Source organism: Desulfoscipio gibsoniae DSM 7213, from assembly GCF_000233715.2.
Taxonomy (GTDB): Bacteria; Bacillota; Desulfotomaculia; order Desulfotomaculales; family Desulfallaceae; genus Sporotomaculum; species Sporotomaculum gibsoniae.
In genome coordinates this window covers 589,223-610,871 of the sequence record NC_021184.1, presented here as the reverse complement: position 1 = coordinate 610,871, position 21,649 = coordinate 589,223, and the positions used below count along the sequence as shown (strand labels likewise).

Genomic DNA, 21,649 nt, shown 5'->3' with positions numbered 1-21,649 from the left:
TTGTGCAATGAACCGCAGCAAATAAAATTTGAAGCAGCCGGATAATAGTTTACCTAAAGAGGTATGAAATATTGGGAATTGAGAGGGGGAAATTATATGACTCAGAAAGTGGTACAAACAACATGTCAGCTGTGCTATCTGGGATGCGGCATTGATGTGACGGTGGAAAATGGCAAAATAACCAAGGTAACCGGCAGTAAAGGGTTTCCTTTAAACGAAGGTTTCTTATGTATTAAAGGTCGGTCCATGATTGAATACCAGTATGACCCAGACAGAATACTTCACCCGATGAAAAAAGTTAACGGTAAATGGCAGCAAATTAGTTGGGATGAGGCATTAGATCTTATTAAGGGAAAATTGCTGGAAATTAAACAAAATTACGGACCCCAGGCGGTGGCAATTACAATTGGGATGCCTGTTTTACTCTCAGGTACTTCCGCAGTAAGCATGATTAGAAAATTTGCCCATGCTTTTGGCAGTTCCAGTATATTTTCCGTGGAAAGTATTTGTTTCCGTAGTCAAGTTATCAGTTATATCTTGACTTTGGGTCGTTATTATGTTGCTGATCCAAGGAATTCCAAACTAACCGTAGTTTGGGGGAAAAACCCGGAAAATTCCGCACCTCCGCTGGCGATGTGGATTAGCAAAGCCCGAAAAGAAGGCTTACAGTTAATTGTAGTAGATCCTCGGGTTACCAATATTGCCAGCCGTGCAGACATGCATATTCAACCCCGGCCGGGGACTGATTGTGCATTAATGCTGGGGATGATGAATGTTATTATTAATGAAAAACTTCATGACGAAGATTTCGTAAATAACTGGACAGTTGGTTTTGACAAGTTGGTGGAACATGTTCAGGATTATCCGCCGGAGAAGGTAGCAAAAATAACCCGAGTTCCGGAAGAGAAGATTAAGCAATTTGCCCGGAAGTTTGCTACAGCTGAATCAGCTTGTATTTTACAGGGTACAAATGCTCTGGACCAGACCAGTACGGCTTTGAACAGCAGCAGAGCAATTGCAATTTTGGAGGCTATTACCGGAAACTTAGACAAAAAGGGTGGATTTGTAAAAGGCCCGATGCTTCCGAAATCTCCGGTTACTGTTAAAGAACTTGAGCGAATGCCATTGGGGATTGACAAGTATTCTCCCTTCTATAGTGTCTTTGGACGGGAATTTGGTGAAGGGCAGGCCATGGTGTTGCCAGATACGATTCTGACCGGCGAACCATATCCCGTTAAAGCACTGATAGTTAGCGGCTCAAATCCTCTAATGACTTGGCCGGAATCCAAGAAGGTTAAAGAAGCCTTTGAAAAACTTGATTTTTTAGTTGTCATGGGCCAGGTAATGTCTGAAACAGCTGAAATTGCCGATTTGTTCCTGCCTGCGGCGACCTTCCTGGAAAGAAATGAGTTAAATGATTACTACAGCACCCTTTGGGCGATACCTCATGTTATGCTGCGCAAAAAAATCCTGCAGAGTGGGGAAGCCTGGAGTGACCTGACATTCTGGTTGGAAATGGCAAAAAAAATGGGGTACGAGGAAGAATTTCCGTGGCAAGATGAGGATGCATTTATTGATTATTTATTGGAACCATCTGGCTATGATGTAAAGGCACTAACAGAAAAGTACCCTGGTGGAGTAAATGTAGGGGAAGTTAAATATGAGGCTTACAAGAAAAAAGGATTTAACACCCCCTCAAAGAAAGTGGAAATATACTCGGAGTTTCTTAACAATTTAGGGCATGATCCTATTCCAACATACAAAGAACCGCCGGAAAGCCCTGAAAATTCACCTGAATTGGCCAAGGAATTCCCGTTAATATTAACCACCGGGGCCAGAGATAAACATTTTACTCATTCCCAACATAGAAATCTTCCCACCTTAAGGCGGAAATCATCTGAGCCTTTTGCTGAGATTCATGTGGATACGGCTACTCAATATGGCCTGACTGATGGGGATCTAATTTCCGTACAGACAAAAAGAGGAACCATAAAATTAAAAGCCAAGGTGACTGAACGGATTTTGCCAGGGATAATTAATATTCCCCATGGTTGGTCAGAAGCTAACATCAACTTACTCACTTCATTAGAGGCAGCAGACCCGATATTGGGGTATCCGGCGCTAAAAGCTTTACTTTGCCGGATAAGTAAGGGCAGTTGACAAAAATGTGGTCTGACTCAATAATTCCACAGCCCTTGAACGGTCTTGAAAATGAGCATCTGCAGCGCACAATGAAAGGAGTATCTTATGAGTAGTGGTTATGAACAAATTTATGAAAGCCTTATACCCAAATTGAGCAAATGCGATTTTTTAGAGGTTGCCGAACGGCTTGGTCTGTCACTTCAGCCGGACGGTGCCCTATCTGTCAATTTTCTTGGCCGAGAATACGAGATTAGTTCCCGCGGTGTTAATCCGACGGACGGTAAGCCGGTTAATGTCAACAACCGCAGTGTGCTGGCTTACTATACATTGTCCAAAGGCGTGGGTGAACCTACATTTTCATATGTGCCGATTTCTTATCTTGCCGGCACAGGAATAATACTCAGCACAAATATAAAATGGATGACCGATCCGCTCGTTAAAACATTCAGTGGAAATTATGTAACATTCAGTGAAACTATGTGCAGATTAGGTGGGGTTTTTAACGGCAAGCTAAAATCGGGCGGCTATTCATGGCTTCTGAAAGCATTGCCGAAAATCCTCCTCCAAATTGTTTATTATGATGGAGATGATGAATTTCCTTGCGAAGTTCAGATTTTGTTTGATAAAAATGCTTCACGCTTTATGGAGTTTGAATGTCTGGCTTTTTTAGAGGGATGCCTTGTAAGAGCGATGATTATGACCGCCCAAACGGGAGACTAACCGGATGGGTATAATACTGGTGCATATATAATGCTAACAAAACAGAATCGTCTAGTAATCATAGCCTTAACACAATAATACGCAAAATTTTGTACAGACTCCCATTAAGGGGTAATACCAGCGTCGCTTACGACGCTGGTATTACCCCTATGAGGCTAAGCGGTGTTTATAAATGAACTTATATGCTATTTCGGGTACTTGGCAAAGATGGCCGCAACCTTTTTTAGAAAACAGAGGCTGCAATCATCCGTTCCCTACTCCACCGTCACACTTTTGGCTAAATTCCTGGGCTGGTCCACATCGCAGTCCCGAACCACGGCCATGTGGTAGGCCAGGAGCTGCATAGGTATCACTGCCAGCACAGGGGTAAGGACCTGGTGGGTGCGGGGAATATACATAACCTGGTCGGCTTCTTTGGCCACCTCTTCCAGACCCCGCATGGCCACCGCCAGCACCGTGGCGTCCCGGGCTTTGACCTCCTTGATGTTGCTGAGCATCTTTTCAAACAGCACCGACTGGGTGGCCAGGGCGATAACCGGTACATCCTTTACTATCAGAGCCAGGGTGCCGTGCTTCAGTTCGCCTGCAGCATAGGCCTCGGCATGAATATAAGAGATTTCCTTGAGCTTTAATGATCCCTCCATGGCCACGGCGTGGTCCAGACCCCGGCCGATAAAAAATATGCTGGAACAGTCACAGTATTGCCGGACGAATGTTTCAATGTCTTTGCCGTTTTCCAAAATGGCACTTACTTTATCGGGCAGCTTGCGCAGCCCGGTAACAATTTGGGTCATTTCTTCCGGCTTCAGCGTACCGCGCCGCTGGGCCAGGTAGAGGCCTATTAGATACATGGATACCAGCTGGGTAGTGTAGGCCTTGGTAGAGGCCACGGCTATTTCCGGCCCTGCCCAGGTGTATAGTACGTCATCGGCTTCCCTGGCCACCGAGCTGTCCACCACGTTGGTCACTGCCAGCACCCGGGCCCCTTTGCGCTTGGCCTCCCGCAGCGCCGCCAGGGTATCGGCGGTTTCACCGCTCTGGCTGACCACAATCACCAGGGAATGCCGATCCAGCAGCGGGTTGCGGTAGCGAAATTCCGAAGCAATATCGGCTTCCACAGGAATGCGGGCCAGGGTTTCGATAATATGTTTGCCCACCAGGCCGGCATGAAAAGCCGTGCCGCAGGCTGTGATAAAGATTTTATTAATTTCCCGGAGCTCTTCCTCGGGGATGTTTATTTCACTTAAGGTTACGCCGCTACCATCCGGGGCGATACGCCCGCTCAGGGTATCCTTGAGGGCCCGGGGCTGCTCGTGAATTTCCTTGAGCATAAAGTGGGCGTAGCCTTCCTTTTCGGCCTGTTTAGCTTCCCATTTAACGGTGAATATTTTTTTATCCACGGGTTGACCGGTCCGGTTAAGCACCTGGGCCCCCTCCCGTGTGAGCACAGCTATTTCGCCGTCCTCCAGTATATAGGTCTGCCGGGTGTGGGCCAGCAGCGCCGGGATATCGGAGGCCAGAAAGTATTCCCCCTCCCCCAGCCCCACGATCAGCGGGCTGTCGTGGCGGGCCGCCACCAGCTGATTAGGTTCGTCCAGGGACAGCACCACCGCGGCATAGGAGCCGTCCACTTTCTTGAGCACCCGCTGCATGGTTTCCACCAGGTCGCCCATGTAAAATTCTTCAATTAAGTGGGGCAGCACTTCGGTATCGGTCTCCGAGCGAAACACGTGCCCCTGGGCAATCAGCCACTCCCGCAGGGTAAAGTAGTTTTCGATAATGCCGTTGTGCACCACCGCAAACCGGCCGGAGCAATCCAGGTGGGGGTGGGCGTTGGCATCGCTGGGACGGCCGTGGGTGGCCCAGCGGGTGTGCCCGATGCCCACGGTGGACTCGGGCAGGCGATCGTTCATTTGCTTGCGCAGTTCAATAAGTTTACCTGTTTTCTTTTGCAGTTCAATAGCGCCGTCCTGGATCACAGCAATACCAGCGGAATCATAACCCCGGTACTCCAACTTCTGCAAACCATCCAATAATATGGGTGCCGCCTGACGGCCGCCAATATATCCCACAATGCCGCACATATATTTAAAACCTCCGTTCAATGGCCTGTTTTTAAAATACCGTTTATCGGCACATGATAACCTGATTTCTTTCAGGGTTTTTACAGACAGGTATAGTGTTTACTGCGAAAACTCCAATTAAGCCTTTAAAATAAACCAAATCCCATTACCTTTGTTTAACCATAGATCTAATGTTAATGCAAGAGATCCTCAAAATGGGCATAAAAATAGCCGTCAAAATGGCATACCTATCCTGACGGCTTTGGGTCGGTATTTATGCCTTTGCCCAGTCACCCGGTACGCTTTGTCCCTGTAGTTACCCACAGGATTTGTAGTACCTTTGACGGTCGTGACTCGACCGGGGAGCACCCGCCGAAATTTTCGATAACTCCCTCCTCGTCAACCCGGGTAAACCGGGTTCTGGCGCTTACCATGCAATTGTACATCTCCTTACCCTTGCCTTATAGCAACGTATTAATAAACCATCACCACCTTTCAGTATAGTCTATCCTGAAAACAATTTTCATTTTTATGCTGGTACCGCGTTAGAAGAGCAACATGAGTGTTTATAATGCGCCTGAATTTAATTGTCACAAAGAAAATGGATAAACCGAATTTAACAGCCAATTACCAACATAATGCTTTGTTATATTGTTGACGCATAAGCAGGCATTAAGGTTCCCTGTATACAGTTATAGAATTATAACAGCACCAGCTAAGCTAAAACGCTAAAGCCACCGGGGCTGCATTCATTAAAGTCCATTAACCACATCCACCAGTTCACCCACAATGGCCTGCAGCTGTTCCATGTCGCGGCCCTCAGCCATTACCCGCACCAGCGACTCGGTGCCCGAGGGGCGTACCAGTATCCGCCCCTGGCCGGCCAGGCTCTTTTCCATGGCTGCAATGCTCTGCTCCAGCACCGGGCTGGTCATTACCTGGTGTTTATCCGCTACCCGGACATTCTCCAACAGCTGCGGCAGGCGCTCCATCTGCCTTGCCAGCTCAGCCAGGCTGCGCCCGGTGGCTTTTACCACCGCCAGCAGTTGCAGTGCGGTGAGCAGCCCGTCACCAGTGGGGCTGTGTTCCAGAAACAGTATATGCCCGGACTGTTCGCCGCCGAAAACCGCTCCGCTGTGCAGCAGTTCTTCCAGCACGTAACGGTCTCCCACCTTGGTCTGCAGCACCTCAATGCCCGCTTCCCGCATAGCCAGGTGCAGGCCCAGATTGCTCATCACCGTAACCACCACGGTGTTTTTGGGCAGCTGGCTTTGGGCCTTCAAGTGCCGGGCGCAAATAACCATAATCTGGTCGCCATCCACCAGGTTGCCCAGGTGATCCACGGCAATCAACCGGTCGGCATCCCCGTCATGGGCCAGGCCCAGGTCGGCACCGTGCTGCAAAACCGCCTCACGAAGTTTTTCCGGGTGGGTGGAGCCGCACCCGTCGTTTATATTTACCCCGTCCGGGGTGTTAAAAACAGCTATCACCTCGGCACCCAGCTCTGCCAGCACCCGGGGGGCCACCCAGTAGGCCGCGCCGTTGGCACAGTCCACCACAATTTTAAGCCCGCTGAAATCGCCGGGAATGGTTCCCTTGAGGAAAGCAACGTAACGGTCATCGGCATCGGTCACCCGGTGTATCCGGCCTACGCCCGCCCCCACCGGCGAGGGTAACCCGGCATCGCCGTCCGAAAGCAGTTGCTCAATCCGCTGCTCCTTCTCATCGGTTAGTTTATAGCCGCTGGGTCCGAAGAATTTAATGCCGTTGTCCTCCACAGGGTTGTGCGAGGCTGATATCACCACTCCCCCGGCGGCGTCCAGCTCCCTGGTCAGCAATGCTATAGCGGGTGTGGGGATAACACCCACTGTTAATACATCCACCCCGGTGGAGCAGATACCGGCGGACAGTGCGGCTTCCAGCATGTCCCCGGACACCCGGGTATCCCGCCCCACCACCAGCCGGCCCGGCCCCTGGCCATTCGCCAGAGCATATGCCCCGGCCCGGCCCAGCTTATAAGCCAGCTCCGGGGTGAGATCCTTGTTGGCAACGCCACGCACGCCATCGGTGCCGAATAACCGTGTCATTAAAGCAACTACCTCCTGAAGCGATAAACAATTAATTAAACCTTAATAATTATATCTTTTACGCCATCCCCGTGTCAATTTAACCTGAAAAAAATGGTATTTGTTGTTGGGCGCTTGTCGTTACTATGCTTTATTATATGCACCACCCGACGCGGTCGTTCAAATATATCTTTTAACATTAAGTCCATAAAAACTATATATGTTGGGATAGTTAAAACCCGTGCCGGCACCTTTCGTTAAAGGCCGGCCAGGGTCGCCTTAACCCCGTTCTCCAGTATGACCAGGCTAAAGTCCCCCAGCTGCTCCCGGGCAGCTGCTAAAATATAATCATGGCAGGTGAAAAATATAACCTGGTGTTTTTGGGCCATCTCTTTAATCACCTGCAGCGCGCCCCGCAAGCGCCCGGCATCGAAATCCACCAAAATATCGTCCAATATAATGGGCATGGGGGCAGCCACCGCGCCAAAGTGATCAGCCAGCGCCATGCGTACGGCCAGGTAAAGCTGACCCGCCGCACCTCTGCTGAGACGCCGGGCGGGCACCCGGCAGCCGTCCGCATCTTCCACCACCAGGCCGGCCGTTTCACCCACAGGGGCCACGACCCGGGTGTAGCGGCCCCTGGTCATGGGGCCGATTAGAACGGAAGCCCGGGCCAGTACAGCAGGCTGGCGCTCCCGCTCGTGCTTTTCCCTGGCCATTTCCAGCAGTGCGGCACATAAGGTAGTTACCTGCCATTCCCTGGCGCGGGCCGCCAGTCTTGCCCGCAGCATATCCCGCCGCTGCCTGGCCCGGGCCAGTGCCTCGTCGTTTTCCAGCACCCGCATTTGCTGCTTTAAAGCAGCTACGGCATCAACCAGCCGGGCCAGCTCATCTTCCAAGACCGCCAGGGAGGCTTCCAGCGAACTGTTTTGACTCTCATGCTGCTCTCTGGTAGTAATATTTAACTCCTCCTGCAACTCCTGCAATTCCGGGGCCGACCCGGCAATATTCAGCAGCTGACCCTGCAATGCGTCAATCCGGCGGCCCAGTTCAAGCTGTTCCCGGTGGGCGGCCAAGCGCTTGCGGAAATCCTCCACATCACAGGCACCCCCCAGGGCCAGCAGTTCCTGAATGCTTTGCTCCACCGCCGCCAGATTATCCAGCGCCAAATTTTTACTTTCCCGGGCATCCTCCAGCTCTTCAATATACCGCCGGCGCCGGGCGTCAGCTTTCCGCTGTTCATTTAACAAATCGGTCAGATGGCCCACATAACTTGCCACCTGGTCCCGGGGCAGCCGGTGCTCACCCAGCTCACCCGCCAGGTTTATAACCCGGTCTTCGTATCCATGTACCACGATACCCACCTGTTCCAGGGTTTTTCTTTCCGCCTGTAAGCTTCGCACCGCATCGGCAGTGCTTTCCGCCAGCGACAAAAAATCCGCTGTTCCGGCAGTGTCCAGTGACGGCAGCCCCCGGTGGCTCAACCACCGCTGCCATTCATGTTCAAGCAGCTGCCGGGCCTCCTTTTGCCCTGCAAGTTCTTCCTCCAGCCGCCGTAATTCCCCGGTGGCCCGGGATAGCGCCTGGCCGGCCTGCTCCAGGCGGGCGGCCAGTTCACGACCGCGGCGCATTATGTCCAGTTCCTTCATCAGGTACTGCCGCAGCCCGGGGATATCCTCCCGAACCAGCGTTTCCCGCCCGTGCACAGCCATTGCCGCCCGGCGCAAGCTAACGGCGATGGCCGCCAGCTCTTCCTCCAGCCCGGCCAGCTCCTGCTCCAGGACAGCCCGGTCTTTTTCCAGCGCAGCGGCTTCACTGCCCAGCTCCTCCGCACGGCACTGCCGCTCCCTGGTCTGCCCCGCCAGCATGGTATTGAACAACACCGCTAGTCCAATGCCGCCGGCCAGGATTAAGATACCCAATATGATATTGTAAAACGCCGCCCCGGCACCCAGAAAGCCCAGCGACACCGCCACCAGCAGCGGCCAGGGCGGTCTTTTTGTCCCGGTTAGCTGACCCAGCTGAGCTTTTACCCTCTGAATGCGGTCATTAATCTCAGCCAGCTGATTATGCCGCATTCCCAGAAGCGATTGGTAATGCTGCTGCCTTTCCAGCTCCAGGGCGGCCTGTTCCAGCATGGACAGCATTTGTGACGGGTCCCGGCCACCCGTCACCGGCAGCCCGGACAGATCGTTGAGTTGAGCTGTACAGTCATCCCTGGCAGCCTGTTTTTCGGCCACTTCCTTGCGAATACCGGCCAACCGGCCGTTGCCTGCCAGTATATTTTGTTCCAGAGAGCGAAAACGCCGGTTAAAATCTTCCACCTGCCGCCGTGCGGCCAGGGAAGTATCCAGCCGAACAATTTTGTCTTCATCCCAACCCGGCCCCAGGGAGGCCAGTTTTTCCCGCAACCCCCGCAGTCCAACGCCAACCCTGGCCTGCAGTTCCGCCAGCGTTTGTTTTTTCTCGAGGTACAGGGAACGCTCCCCGGCCAATTCCTCCAGCGCCGCAGCCCGGGCCAGTATTTTTTCATCCACCTGTACAGCGGCCAGTTTAGCCTCCAGAGCATGTAATTTTTTATCCAGGGCCCGCACCTCGGCCTGTTTTTCATCCCTTCTGACCTCCAGCCGGCCCAGCCTTTCCGCTCCTTCCTCGGGGAATTGCCCCGGGGGCATAGAACCGGCGGATCCAGCTGCTGCGCCCGGTCCCTTGCCGGGCCGCCGGTTGGCCAGGCAGCGCTGCAGCTCATTCCAGGGGGCCCGGGCCTTAAGCAGGTTATCCAGGCGGCGCAGCCGTTTTTGCCCGGCATCCCGCTCAGCCCGGAGGCGCTCTTTTTGAATCTCCAGTTCCTTTAATTGACCCCGCATGGTGTTATAGCGTTCGGGCTGCTCCTCGAGTTCCCTAATTTGCCGGTCCAGGCCGTCCAATTCAGCCAGCAGCCTGTTCAGCACCGGTGTTTTCCCCCTGGGCTTGAACAGGACGGCAGCATTCTTGTCCAGCCAGGCAGCGGCCTCAGCCAGGCGCTGCGGGCCGGTGCCCGTGCCCGCCCCGTAGATATGGGCGCCAACTTCATCCCGGGCCAGGTCCTCCAGCTTGCGCAGCTCATCCATGCCCAGTGCGAATATGTTTTTAAACAGCACCGGGCTTACTCCCCGCAGTATCTTTGTCCTCAGCAATTCTTCCCCGGCCCGGCTGCCGTCGGGCAATTCCACCACCACCCGGCCATTACCCCGGCCGCGACGTTCCACCCGGTAGACCTGCCCTCCTTCCTCCAGGAGCAGGCGCCCCCCATTTTGCCCGCCTCGTACCGGCTCTCCCTGGCCCTCCCCCTTGAAACCAAAGAGCACAGCCCGGATAAAAGACAGCAATGTGGATTTGCCGGCCTCGTTTAAACCGTAGATCACGCAGGGACCAGGGCACAGTTCCCCCTCGGTGATTGAAAGGTCATGCAGCAGCCCATAATTCTCTATATATAGTCCCACCAGTCTCACAGTATATCAACCGTTCCCTTCATTTTCTTCTTCCTCCCAAAGCAGATCCAGGGCCATATCCTCGGCCGCCTCCAGCAAAGCGTTAAAATCCTCGTCCGCCGGCAGGGTGATATGCCGGGCAATCCGGTGGTGCAGGGGATCAAGGACCTGCCGGAGCCTGTCCCCCTCCCCGGAGTTTCCGCTTAATTCCCGGGCCTGCCGGCTGATGGCCAGCAAATCCCCCAGCAGTGTTTCACTTTCCCGCAGTGATTCCTTGTCCACCGCTAAGGATGTACTGCAGCGGATGGATTCCGGCCACACAAAGCTGCCCTCGGGCCCGGCAAACCGGCAGCGCATTTCCTCCAGTATACCTTCCAGCACACCATTGTGCCGCAACGACTTGTGCAGCGCGCCGCGCCCGGTAAGCTCCAATCGCGCCACCACCGGCCGGTCGCCGTGCCGGTGGCGCAAATGGACCAGCTGCTCGTCAATTTTCTCCAGCAGGGCCTGTTCCGCTGTGAGCCCGTCTATGGGTACCTGCACCTGCTCCCACCGTACACCGTCCATGGGCAAAAACTCAAGTTCCACCGCGCCCCATGCACTCACCCGCGCCAAATAGCAGCCTTTGATACCGTTTTCCCGCGGGTTGCGGCCCTGCGGGCTGCCGGGATAAACTACACAGGGATTTGAACTCCTCAGCAGCCGGCGGCGGTGCACATGCCCCAAAGCCCAGTAATCAAAACCGGCTCCCACCAGCTCCTCCAAACGGCAGGGGGCATAATTGGCATGTTCAGTATTGCCCCCCACGTTGCAGTGCAGAACGGCCACAGTAAAGGGAGCCTTTGGCTCACGTTTAAAAAGAGCTGCATAATTTTCCTGGACATCCCGCCGGGGATAGCTGATACCGTAAACCCGGGCGATTTCCCTCCCCCGGCGCACCACAGGGCAGGCCGCTACTTCACCGGCGGGGAAGAAAAAGACATTGCCGGGCCAATTCAGCATAGCCCGCCGGCCATCATCATGATCATGGTTGCCATAAGCTACAAAAACGGAAATACCTGCCCCGGCCAAATGCTCCATAGCATTTTGGAAACGCAGCTGCGCCCGCAGGCTGCGGTCGGCCAGGTCATAGATATCCCCGGCCAGCACCAAAAAATCCACCCGGTGGGCCAAGCAAGCCTGCACTATATTATCCAGGGTGGTAAAAGTACAGTCCCGCAGCTGGCGGAGTACATTTTCCCGGGTAGCCGGGTCCACGAAATCTATTTCATCATAACCCCGAAAAGGGCTGTCCAAATGCAAATCCGCCGCGTGAATAAAGGAAAAACCAGCGTTCATAATACATCACCTTATGCTTATTCAGATTATCCGGTCTAGTTGAGTTTTTTTGCGAAAACAGTTAAAATATTAGCACAAAGGAGGATTGCCGCATGTCCGAAAAAGTACGCCTGACCATAGGGTTTACCATGCTGGCCATTGCCGCTTATATATATTATTTTAAAGTACCTCATTAAATCGCTACAACTGGATAGAACAACCACCTACTCCGGGCTTCCACGCCTATAGGGAAAACTGAAAACGATTCCTTGGCCTACCGCCAACCCCGTCTTAAAGGGCTAATAAATTAAAAAAATCTTTATTCAAATTGTCATGCATATTATAAATATGCTAAATAATTAACAAGCATTAAATATCAGTATTTAACAACTTGTGCAACCGTTACAGTTTGTCATAATAAATTATTGCTATTTTAATAGTTAACCGGAGCAAAAAATATTTTAAAGGAGTTGGCCTATGAAAACAATTTCTGTTTATGGAATCACCAAAAAAAGCGGCAACACCACGATAGCCGAAGAGTTAGCTCTCATCAGCCAAAACAAGGGTTATAGAACATTACTGGTGGACCTGGACATTCATACCGGCGATGTAACCAAAAGACTGCAGTTAAACAGGCACCCCAACATCAGTGACTGGTGTGAGGACATTTACCTGGCCAGCAAAGAAATACCTATTATCAATGTGCAATACACCCAGTCCCAATGGGCACAGTTTCTACAAAAGCACCCTTCCGGCCTGGATGTTTTGGCTACCAACTCCAATAGAAAATTACCTGGTTACGGCAACATATATTATGAAATAAAAATTATTTATAACTCCTTAAAAGCCAGTGATTATGATGTCATAGTGTTTGACATGAGCAATATTCCCACCAGCTTCAGCTATATGGTGCTGGAAGACGTAGACCTGCCCATTTTAGTGGTGGATACCTTTAGATACAACTTGAAATTGCTCAAGCATTTTATCTGGGATCTTGAAGATGTTCATTTCCCGGTGGAAAAATTCAAATTGCTGTTTAACCGGGAGCCGTCCGCCATCGAAGATTCGCCCGAGGTAGTGGCTCAGGACTACAAAATACCTGTGCTGGGGGTACTGCCCGAAATTGATAAAGGACGCACCAGCCTCACCCAAGATGAGTTTAACAAGAGGGTTAATGAAATATTTGAGAAATTCATTAACCAGTGACAACACCCTCCTGAACCGGCTTTGTTTCCAGATAATGTCTCAAGATAATGTCAATAAAGCGCCCGGGACTGCTGTTGGAAGTCCCGGGCCTCATCAATTTTACTCATTGGTATTTTCGGTTTCTTCTTCTTCAGGGGCCGGTGGCGGAGGTTCTGTTTCCACCGGATCAATGACCACCGTAACCTGAACTCGATCAGGCTGTACGGATGTGGTTCCGCCCGGCAGCGCAAGCACAACCTCCTTTTCTACATCTTCGTACGCACCGGAGATATTCATCTGCAATGTATCAACCGCAGCCAGGTTGCTGATAACTTGCTGCGGCCCGGTTACATGCACGGAAGCGGGCTGCACTTGTATATCGCCCACCACATACCCCTCCGCCGGTTCTCCGGTAAGTTTAACCCGCACCGGCAGTTCACCGGCGGGCAGAGCGGTCACGGGCACAGTCACCGACACCCGGTCGGGGCTGACGGTTACACCTTGCACGCCGGTTTGCACAGCCACATCCTGCACCACCGTATCCCTCGCCCCGGATATATTCACTGTGACACCTACGCGATTAATTTCAGCCAGCAGCTTGCTGGGCCCGTGCAAAGTTACCACGGGTGGACTTAAAACAGGCTCACCCCTTTGCATACCCTGCCCGACTTCCCCCTTTAAGCTGAGCGCCAGCGAAACATTTTTCCGGGTCAACCTGTCCGCCTGAACCTGTACCACCTCAGGCGTAACCTGGAGCACCTCTACTCCCGGCGGTGCGGCAACCTGTACGGGCAATTCCCGCTCACCTGATGTGATGCCCATAAGGCTTACCCGGGCGGTAAAGTCGCCGGCCCTCAGAGCAGCGCCAATATTTGCGGGGCTTTTTACCTTAATATATACTTTATCCGGCAATCCGCTGGTTACATAGCCTTCAGGTTCCCCCTGCACATTTAAGGGAATTTGGTAGGTACGATTGGTTACCGGGTTTTGCTCGTTAGTCACATATACCCAAAGGAGCACAGCCATAAAGAGGGCTAATATTCTTATGGAATTATCCCGCCAGCGAAAAGTCATCGCACATCACCTTCTCTGCCAAAGTGAGGAAAAAGCACTGCGTGTGGTGGTGGGCTGTAAATACTTTACCAGCAGCTCATGCAATCCCGCCTCATTTAAACGCCGGTAAAGAGTTCCTTCCATAGCCATGGATACATTGCCCGTTTCTTCAGATACCACCACCGCCACAGCATCCGATTGTTCCGTCAGCCCAACGGCGGCCCGGTGTCTGGTGCCCAGCTCCCTGCTTAGTTCTCTGCTTTCGGACAGCGGCAAAACGCAGGCCGCGGCGGCCAGCCTGTCCCCCCTGATGATGGCGGCTCCATCGTGCAGCGGTGATTTGGTAATGAAAATATTCATCAGCAGCTCGGCTGATACAATACCGTCCACCTTGACGCCGGTTTCTATTAGTTCCTGCAGGCCCGTGGAACGTTCCAGCACGATCAGCGCCCCTGTTCGGGTAGCGGACATACTCAGAGCGGCCCGCACCACCTCATTAATCAGGGCGCTCCGGTCACCTTCGGCCATCTGGGTCAGCGGGCGGGCAAAGAAATCACCGCCGCCCAGTTTTTCCAGGGCGCGGCGCAGTTCCGGCTGAAACACAATGGGCAGCGCCACCAGTAAGCCTGTCATGGTGTATCTGAGCAGCCAGTGCACGGTGTTTAAATTAAGCAGGCTGCTCGCCGCAGTGGCCACCAGCAATACCACCATGCCTTTGATAAGCTGCACCGCCCTGGTACCCTGGATAAGCAGCATTAAACGATACAACACAAAGGCCACGATTAAAATATCGATTATGCTGACTATGTTGAATACGTCTAAATTAATGTTAAGGTTGTCTTTCAGTGCCCTGAGGTATTCCATGTCCTTGCCTCCCCAATGACCTTGACCTTTATATTTTAACACATGGCCTGTGGTGAAAACGAATAATAGGTATAAGCATATACACCCAATAAAACATTTTTCTGCAAGCAGGCACTTGCAACAAACAGTCTTATTGATCCTTTAACATATTTTCCGCTGCCAGCAGCGCGGCCCGGTAGACATTTTGTACCGGCACGCGGTGTTCCAGGGCCAGGGCACGGCAGTCCTCGAACTCCGGGGCATACCTCAGCGGCGCACCCCCGGGTTCCTCTAGAGCCAGTTTAACCCGCACCGCGCCATAGCCGGTGTGTACCGTAATAAAATCCCGGTGCAGGCAAAGGCGCCGCTCAGTGCGCAGGCGCACCCCCAAGGTGGAGGTTTCGGAGAAAATAATCTGCAGCAAAATATCCTGCCGGTCTTCCCTGGCCAGTACTGTAAGCAATGTCCCGGGCCGCCCTTTTTTCATAATGATCGGCTGCAAATAGGCGTCCAGCGCCCCGGCCTCCAGCAGCCGGTCCACAAGGTAAGGGAAAAACTCGGGGTTTTGATCATCAATGGCGGTTTCCATAACCAGCACCTCTTCGTCATAAACCATTTTGCACACCTCCATTTAGGGGTCAGGCTTTAACTTTCTTAAACTAATAATAATAATTATATATACCAAAAAGGTAATATCCTTTAAAAGTCCGTACGCGATCCACTACGAATTTTTGCGTTGGCCTGGCTTCCGCAGTACTCACTTATTACCGCTTAGGCTCCGTCTTTCCGTTCAAGGCATGGCCAACGGCATTAAGGCGAAAAGCTTTCGTCTCCTTGATAGGTGCCAGGTGTTGAAAGGTTGAAAATCTTTGATTTTCAACCTTTCAACACCTGGCACCAAAGCCTACTTTTTCGAACAAGCTCTATGATAATTATACATCCCCAAAAGGCAATATCATTTGTCAGAATGCCTGCCAGGTTAAAAAAACGGCAATGCACACCACAACCTGTTACAGGGGGCATGATTGCCGCAGTTTGCCTAAACCCGCAATATTTCATTCAAGCTGCCGCTTCTAAAACCGTGCAAATCCAAAGTTATGTATTGAAAACCCAGGCCCCGCAGGTAGCTTTGCGTCCGGGACAGCGTTTGGCCATGCAGCAGAGCAGCCATTTTATCGGCGGGAACTTCAATCCGGGCTAAATTGTCATGGTGGCGCAACCGCACTTCGGGGAAACCGGCTTCCTTTAAGAACCTTTCCCCATACTCTATTTGCCGCAGTTTGGCATATGTAATGGTGCTGCCGTAGGGGATACGCGAGCACAGGCAGGGTGAGGAGGGCTTGTTCCAGGTGGGCAGTCCCAGGTCCCTGGACAGCTGCCTAATTTCCTGCTTGGTCAGGCCGACGCTTTGCAGGGGACTGAGTACATGCAGTTCCTCCACCGCCTGCATACCGGGGCGGTAATCCCGCAAATCATCGGCATTGGAGCCTTCAGCCACGGCGGCCAGCCCTTTTTGTTCCGCCAGGGCCAGCAGTTGGGCTAGAATAGTATGCTTACAGATATAACACCGGTTGGGCGGGTTGGCACAGAAATCAGCATTGTCCAGCAGGCCACCGTCCTGGATAACCTCCAGCCGGCAATTCAAGTGGACAGCCAGTTCCTGCACTGCTGTTAATTCTTCTTCCCCGTGAAAGGGGGCATGGAAAGCAGCCGCCAGCACCCTGCCCGGCCCAAGGGCGTCAATGGCGGCCCCCAGCAGCAGGGTGCTGTCCACCCCGCCGGAAAAGGCTACCACTAAGCTTTCACAGACCCGCAAATTGTCCTTTAACTGCCGGTATTTTCGCATGACCAAGTTGTAACCCCCCAGTTGAAAAATCAAAATGTCGGGCCCGGTATTAACATTTACCGCGAAAAACGCCGGTGATTATCTTCTGGGTATCTATATCGTCCTTATTTTCCTGCCGTAGCAAGCCATAAGCTATACTGTCCACCAGGGCCTCCCAGCTGGCCTCGATGATATTGGGGCTCACCCCCACCGTACCCCAGGAGCAGTGACCGTCCCCGGTTTCCACCAGCACCCGCACCACGGCTCCGGTGCCGTCCTTTTCATCCAGCACCCGTACTTTATAGTCATTGAGCTGCATACCGGAGATTTCCGGGTAGAATCCTTCCAAAGCCTTACGCAGCGCGTTATCTAAAGCATTCACCGGGCCGTTGCCCTCGGCGGCAGTATGCACCACCTGACCATTGACATTAATTTTGATAATGGCCTCGGAATAAACAGTACCGTCACGCACTTCAATTAGAATTTTTAGGTTTTCCAACGAGAACGGTTCCTGATAACCGTGGAAAGCCTTGCGCAGGCGCAGTTCAAATGAACCCTCGGCACCTTCAAATTGATAGCCCTGATTTTCCAGCTCTTTTAACTCCTCCAATAGCCTGCGGTTTGCCTCTTTATCCAAACCCAGCCCCAAGTCCAACTCCTGGTATTTATAAAGCAAGTTGCTTAAGCCGCTCTGGTCGGAAACCAGCACCCGGCGCCGGTTACCCACCATTTCGGGTTCAACATGCTCGTAGGTGTGAGGATTTTTCAACAGCGCGTTAACATGCACCCCGGCTTTGTGGGCAAAGGCACTGCCCCCCACATAGGGCTGGTTGTTCATGGGGTGCATATTAGCCAGTTCACTAACAAACCGTGATAGTTCCGTCAGTTCTGCCAGGCTTTGCTCGGGAATACTGGGCAATTGGCATTTAAAGGCCAGGTTGGGTATGATAGAGCATAGGTTGGCATTGCCGCAGCGCTCGCCATAACCGTTAATGGTACCCTGCACCTGGATAGCCCCGGCCTGCACGGCGGCCAGCGAGTTGGCCACAGCCAGTTCGCCGTCGTTATGACAGTGCACCCCCAGGGGCACATCCAAAGACTCTTTAACAGCTGATACCATGTCGAAAATTTCATTGGGCAGCCTGCCACCGTTGGTGTCACAAAGGATAATCCGCGCCGCGCCCCCTTTTTCAGCCGCCTGTAATGTGGCCAGGGAGTATTCGGGGTTGGCCGCAAAGCCGTCAAAGAAGTGCTCGGCATCATAAAATACTTCCATGCCCTGCTGTTTTAAATAGGCCACTGATTCCTCAATCATTTGTAAATTGTCTTCCAGGGTGGTCAGCAGAGCATGCCGGACATGAAAATCCCATGTTTTACCGAATATAGTCGCCACCTGCACATTGGAACGGATAATTTGCTGTAGATTTTCATCCCGGTCAGCGGCCACGCCGGATTTTCTGGTGCTGCCAAAAGCACAGATGTGGGCGTTTTTCAGCTGGTGCTCTCTAATCAGTTCAAAAAAACGCAAGTCTTTGGGATTGGAACCCGGCCAGCCCCCCTCTATATAATGAAAACCCAGCTCATCCAGTCTGAGGGCTATTTTAACTTTATCCTTGGCGGACAAGGAAATACCCTCTCCCTGGTTTCCGTCCCGCAAGGTCGTATCATATATTTCCACTCTTGGCAAGTCTATCTCCGTTCCTTTCATTAAAAAAGAATATTTCCCCTTTCGACCCGGGGCGGGAAGCGATCAACATCTCCCGTCCCGGAAATCTCCGCAGGAGAACTAACGGTCGAAATAAAAAAACATTTGCCTGGTGAACTATCTTCTGATAGTCCATCCGCCATAACCCAACGTGGAGTTGGTAATAGGAATTAGGTAGCACCATCAATAGTGCAAATCCATTTATCGGAATATATAATTATTAAAGTTAGTTTAAGAAAGTTTAAGCCTGACCCCTATTTGCTTGGCCATCTCTACGGTACCTACCTGGCGCATCCCTGGCTGCATGATGTCGGCGGTGCGGTAGCCTTCGTCCAGCACGCCGGCCACGGCTTTTTCCACCAATTCTGCGGCTTCAGGCAGATCGAAGGAGTAGCGCAGCATCATGGCTACAGAAAGAATGGTGGCGATGGGGTTGGCCAGGTTCTGTCCCGCTATGTCCGGGGCGGAGCCGTGGATGGGCTCGTATAGCCCCACTTTACTCCCCAGGCCGGCCGAGGGCAGCATACCGATGGAGCCCGTTAATTGCGAGGCCTGGTCGCTGAGTATGTCGCCAAACATATTCTCGGTAAGCAGCACGTCAAATTGCTTGGGGTAGCGCACCAGCTGCATGGCGCAGTTGTCCACCAGCATGTGGCTCAGTTCCACGTCGGGGTATTCCCCGGCCACACCGGACACCACCTCCCGCCACAGGCGCGAGCTTTCCAACACATTGGCTTTATCCACCGAAGTTAGTTTGCCGCTCCTTTTGCGGGCCAGGTCGAAGGCCACCCGGGCCACCCGCTCGATTTCTCCGGTGGTGTACTCCAGCGTCTCCACCACCTTGACGCCGCCATCCGGCAGCGTTTCCCGGTGTTTGGAACCGAAGTAGATACCGCCGGTGAGTTCCCGCACCACCATCAGGTCCAGACCGTCCACCACTTCCCGTTTCAGGGTGCTGGCGTCGGCCAGGGCCGGGAAAATCACAGATGGGCGCAGGTTGGCGAATACCCCCAGGTGCTTGCGCAGGGGCAGCAGCGCCCCCACCTCGGGACGCTGGTGCACGGGCAGGGAATCCCACTTGGGACCGCCCACCGCCCCCAGCAGCACGGCGTCCCCGGCCAGGCAAAGCTTAAGTGTTTCCTCCGGCAGCGGGGTACCTGTTTTATCGTAAGCACAGCCCCCAAAGGGCGCCTCACGGGTAACAAACTGAGCACCGGTACGTTCCTGTACCGCCTGCAGCACCTGCACGGCACCGGCAACCACCTCGGGTCCGATACCGTCGCCGGGCAATAGCGTTATGGTATACAATTTATTTTCACTCCTTGTTTTACGCGGCGTGTATGTAGGCCGCACCGGCCCGGTGGGCCATCATTGTCTTATCATAAATATTATCATAAATAAGACAACCGAAACGTCCCCCCGTCTTCCCCTGTCTTGATGCACACCGGTACGGCACCGGCCTGGGGAAGCTCAAAAAGCTTGTCAGGCCTGTTTGGCCCCCCGCAGTCTCTCGGACACGTATCCGATCAGTCCCCCGGCAGCTATGATCTGCTGCATAAATTCAGGCACCGGGGTAGCCTTGTAGGTTTCATTTTTAGTCAGGTTTTTAATCACACCCTGGGCCGAGTCCACGGCCACTTCGTCGCCTTCCTGGATAGCCTCGGCAGCTTCTACACTCTCGAAAATAGGCAGTCCTATGTTAAAAGCATTGCGGTAGAATATCCGGGCAAAGGATTTGGCGATTACGCAGCTTACCCCGGCCGCCTTAATGGCTATGGGGGCGTGTTCCCGGGAACTGCCGCAGCCGAAGTTTTTACCGGCTATAATAATGTCCCCCGGCTGTACTTTGGTTGGAAACGCCGGGTCGGCATCTTCCATGCAGTGTTTGGCCAGTTCGGCCGGGTCAGAGGTATTTAAGTAGCGGGCCGGAATAATGGCGTCGGTATCCACGTCAGCGCCAAATTTCCAGGTCTTGCCCTGCAGCATCATTATTCCACCTCCCACGGGGCGGCAATTCGGCCCAGCACCGCCGAGGCGGCTGCCACTGCCGGGTTGCACAAGTAAACTTCACTTTCCGGGTGGCCCATCCGGCCGACAAAATTGCGGTTGGTGGTGGCCAGGGCCCGCTCGCCTTTGGCTAAAATGCCCATGTGCCCGCCCAGGCACGGCCCACAGGTGGGCGTGCTCACCGCGGCGCCGGCTTCGATAAACTGTTCCACCAACCCTTCCCGCAGTGCCTGCATGTAAATATCCTGGGTGCCGGGGATTACCAGCAGCCGCAGGTTGTCGCTTACCCGGTGCCCTTTGAGCACCTCGGCGGCCAGCTGCAGATCCGACAGGCGGCCGTTGGTACAGGAACCAATGACCACCTGGTCAATGGTTACATCGGCGGCCTCGCTCACCGGGCGGGTGTTCTCGGGTAAATGGGGAAAGGCTATCTGGGGCTCCAGCTTGCTGACGTCAATCTCAATAACTTGAGCATAACGGGCATCCGGGTCGCTTTGATAGAATGTATACGGCCGTTTGGCCCGGCCCTCCACGTAGCGGCGGGTTATTTCATCCGGAGCCACAATGCCGTTTTTAGCCCCGGCCTCAACGGCCATGTTGGCCATGGTCAGCCGCCCTTCAATGCCCAGGCCTTCGATGGCCGGGCCGGTAAACTCCATGGCCATGTACAGCGCCCCGTCCACGCCGATTTGACCAATGGTGTACAGTATCAAATCTTTACCGCCCACCCAGCGGGGCAGTTCACCATAATAAACGAACTTAATGCTTTCGGGCACCTTGAGCCAGGTTTCCCCCAGGGCCATGGCTGCCGCCAGATCGGTGCTGCCCACCCCGGTGGAAAATGCCCCCAGGCCGCCGTAGGTGCAGGTGTGGCTGTCGGCGCCGATAACCAGATCGCCCGGCCCCACCAGACCCTGCTCGGGCAGCAGGCAGTGTTCAACGCCCATGCGGCCCACTTCGTAAAAATGGGGCAGCTGGTGCTTGCGGGCAAATTCCCTTAAGCCTTTAACCTGTTCTGCCGACTTGATGTCTTTGTTGGGTACGAAATGGTCGGGAACCAGCACCACCCGCTCCCGGTCCCAAACTGTCTCCACACCTATTCTTTCAAACTCGCGAATGGCCACGGGGGCGGTGATATCATTGCCCAGGGCCAGATCAACTTGAACATTGATCAGCTGCCCCGGTTCCACCCGGTCCATCCCGGCATGGGCGGCCAGTATTTTTTCGGTGATGGTCATGGCCATCATTTGTCA

General features: G+C 53.3%; 16 protein-coding genes. 3 read left to right on the top strand and 13 right to left on the bottom strand.

Annotated elements, in window-relative coordinates; genetic code table 11:
- Positions 1-96 precede the first annotated feature (96 nt).
- A complete protein-coding gene (locus tag DESGI_RS02900; protein ID WP_006523999.1) occupies positions 97-2,160 on the top strand; it encodes a molybdopterin-containing oxidoreductase family protein in 2,064 nt (687 codons plus the stop codon).
- Between the two features lie 87 nt (positions 2,161-2,247).
- A complete protein-coding gene (locus DESGI_RS02895) occupies positions 2,248-2,862 on the top strand; it encodes a DUF3786 domain-containing protein (RefSeq protein WP_006524000.1) in 615 nt (204 codons plus the stop codon).
- A 254-nt stretch (positions 2,863-3,116) separates the two neighbouring features.
- Here the strand turns inward: DESGI_RS02895 and glmS are convergent, their stop codons facing one another.
- The 5 genes from glmS to DESGI_RS02875 all read right to left on the bottom strand — a co-directional run bounded on the left by glmS (position 3,117) and on the right by DESGI_RS02875 (position 11,799).
- Positions 3,117-4,946, bottom strand: a complete 1,830-nt coding sequence (gene glmS / locus DESGI_RS02890; RefSeq protein WP_006524001.1) for a glutamine--fructose-6-phosphate transaminase (isomerizing) — start codon at positions 4,944-4,946, stop codon at positions 3,117-3,119.
- A 269-nt stretch (positions 4,947-5,215) separates the two neighbouring features.
- Complete coding sequence (locus DESGI_RS24285; RefSeq protein ID WP_006524002.1) at positions 5,216-5,359, bottom strand: hypothetical protein; 144 nt, start codon at positions 5,357-5,359, stop codon at positions 5,216-5,218.
- A 318-nt stretch (positions 5,360-5,677) separates the two neighbouring features.
- Positions 5,678-7,012: a phosphoglucosamine mutase gene (gene glmM / locus DESGI_RS02885; protein WP_006524003.1), complete on the bottom strand. Its 1,335-nt coding sequence runs from the start codon at positions 7,010-7,012 to the stop codon at positions 5,678-5,680.
- A 236-nt stretch (positions 7,013-7,248) separates the two neighbouring features.
- Complete coding sequence (locus DESGI_RS02880) at positions 7,249-10,482, bottom strand: AAA family ATPase (protein WP_006524004.1); 3,234 nt, start codon at positions 10,480-10,482, stop codon at positions 7,249-7,251.
- A 6-nt stretch (positions 10,483-10,488) separates the two neighbouring features.
- Positions 10,489-11,799, bottom strand: a complete 1,311-nt coding sequence (locus DESGI_RS02875) for a metallophosphoesterase family protein (RefSeq protein WP_006524005.1) — start codon at positions 11,797-11,799, stop codon at positions 10,489-10,491.
- Between the two features lie 456 nt (positions 11,800-12,255).
- On the opposite strand from DESGI_RS02875, the gene DESGI_RS02870 reads away from it, so the two are divergent.
- Positions 12,256-12,984, top strand: coding sequence for a CpaE/TadZ family protein (locus DESGI_RS02870; RefSeq protein WP_006524006.1), 729 nt, complete (start codon positions 12,256-12,258; stop codon positions 12,982-12,984).
- A gap of 99 nt (positions 12,985-13,083) precedes the next feature.
- Here the strand turns inward: DESGI_RS02870 and DESGI_RS02865 are convergent, their stop codons facing one another.
- The 8 genes from DESGI_RS02865 to leuC form a co-directional block, all read right to left on the bottom strand.
- Complete coding sequence (locus DESGI_RS02865; RefSeq protein ID WP_006524007.1) at positions 13,084-14,037, bottom strand: CdaR family protein; 954 nt, start codon at positions 14,035-14,037, stop codon at positions 13,084-13,086.
- A gap of 6 nt (positions 14,038-14,043) precedes the next feature.
- Positions 14,044-14,880 carry a diadenylate cyclase CdaA gene (gene cdaA / locus DESGI_RS02860; protein ID WP_006524008.1) on the bottom strand — a complete coding sequence of 279 codons (837 nt, stop codon included), beginning with the start codon at positions 14,878-14,880 and terminating at the stop codon, positions 14,044-14,046.
- A gap of 130 nt (positions 14,881-15,010) precedes the next feature.
- Positions 15,011-15,475 carry a nickel pincer cofactor biosynthesis protein LarC2 gene (gene larC2, locus DESGI_RS02855; protein ID WP_006524009.1) on the bottom strand — a complete coding sequence of 155 codons (465 nt, stop codon included), beginning with the start codon at positions 15,473-15,475 and terminating at the stop codon, positions 15,011-15,013.
- A 423-nt stretch (positions 15,476-15,898) separates the two neighbouring features.
- Positions 15,899-16,705 carry an ATP-dependent sacrificial sulfur transferase LarE gene (gene larE, locus DESGI_RS02850; RefSeq protein ID WP_041285151.1) on the bottom strand — a complete coding sequence of 269 codons (807 nt, stop codon included), beginning with the start codon at positions 16,703-16,705 and terminating at the stop codon, positions 15,899-15,901.
- Between the two features lie 49 nt (positions 16,706-16,754).
- Complete coding sequence (gene cimA / locus DESGI_RS02845; protein WP_041284749.1) at positions 16,755-18,392, bottom strand: citramalate synthase; 1,638 nt, start codon at positions 18,390-18,392, stop codon at positions 16,755-16,757.
- A gap of 228 nt (positions 18,393-18,620) precedes the next feature.
- Positions 18,621-19,697, bottom strand: coding sequence for a 3-isopropylmalate dehydrogenase (gene leuB / locus DESGI_RS02840; protein WP_006524013.1), 1,077 nt, complete (start codon positions 19,695-19,697; stop codon positions 18,621-18,623).
- A gap of 174 nt (positions 19,698-19,871) precedes the next feature.
- The gene (gene leuD, locus DESGI_RS02835; protein ID WP_006524014.1) at positions 19,872-20,378 is read right to left on the bottom strand and encodes a 3-isopropylmalate dehydratase small subunit; all 507 of its coding nucleotides are present in this window, start codon (positions 20,376-20,378) and stop codon (positions 19,872-19,874) included.
- Complete coding sequence (leuC, locus tag DESGI_RS02830) at positions 20,378-21,640, bottom strand: 3-isopropylmalate dehydratase large subunit (protein WP_041284748.1); 1,263 nt, start codon at positions 21,638-21,640, stop codon at positions 20,378-20,380. The genes leuD and leuC overlap by 1 nt, the downstream gene beginning before the upstream one ends.
- Between the last annotated feature and the right edge of the window lie 9 nt (positions 21,641-21,649).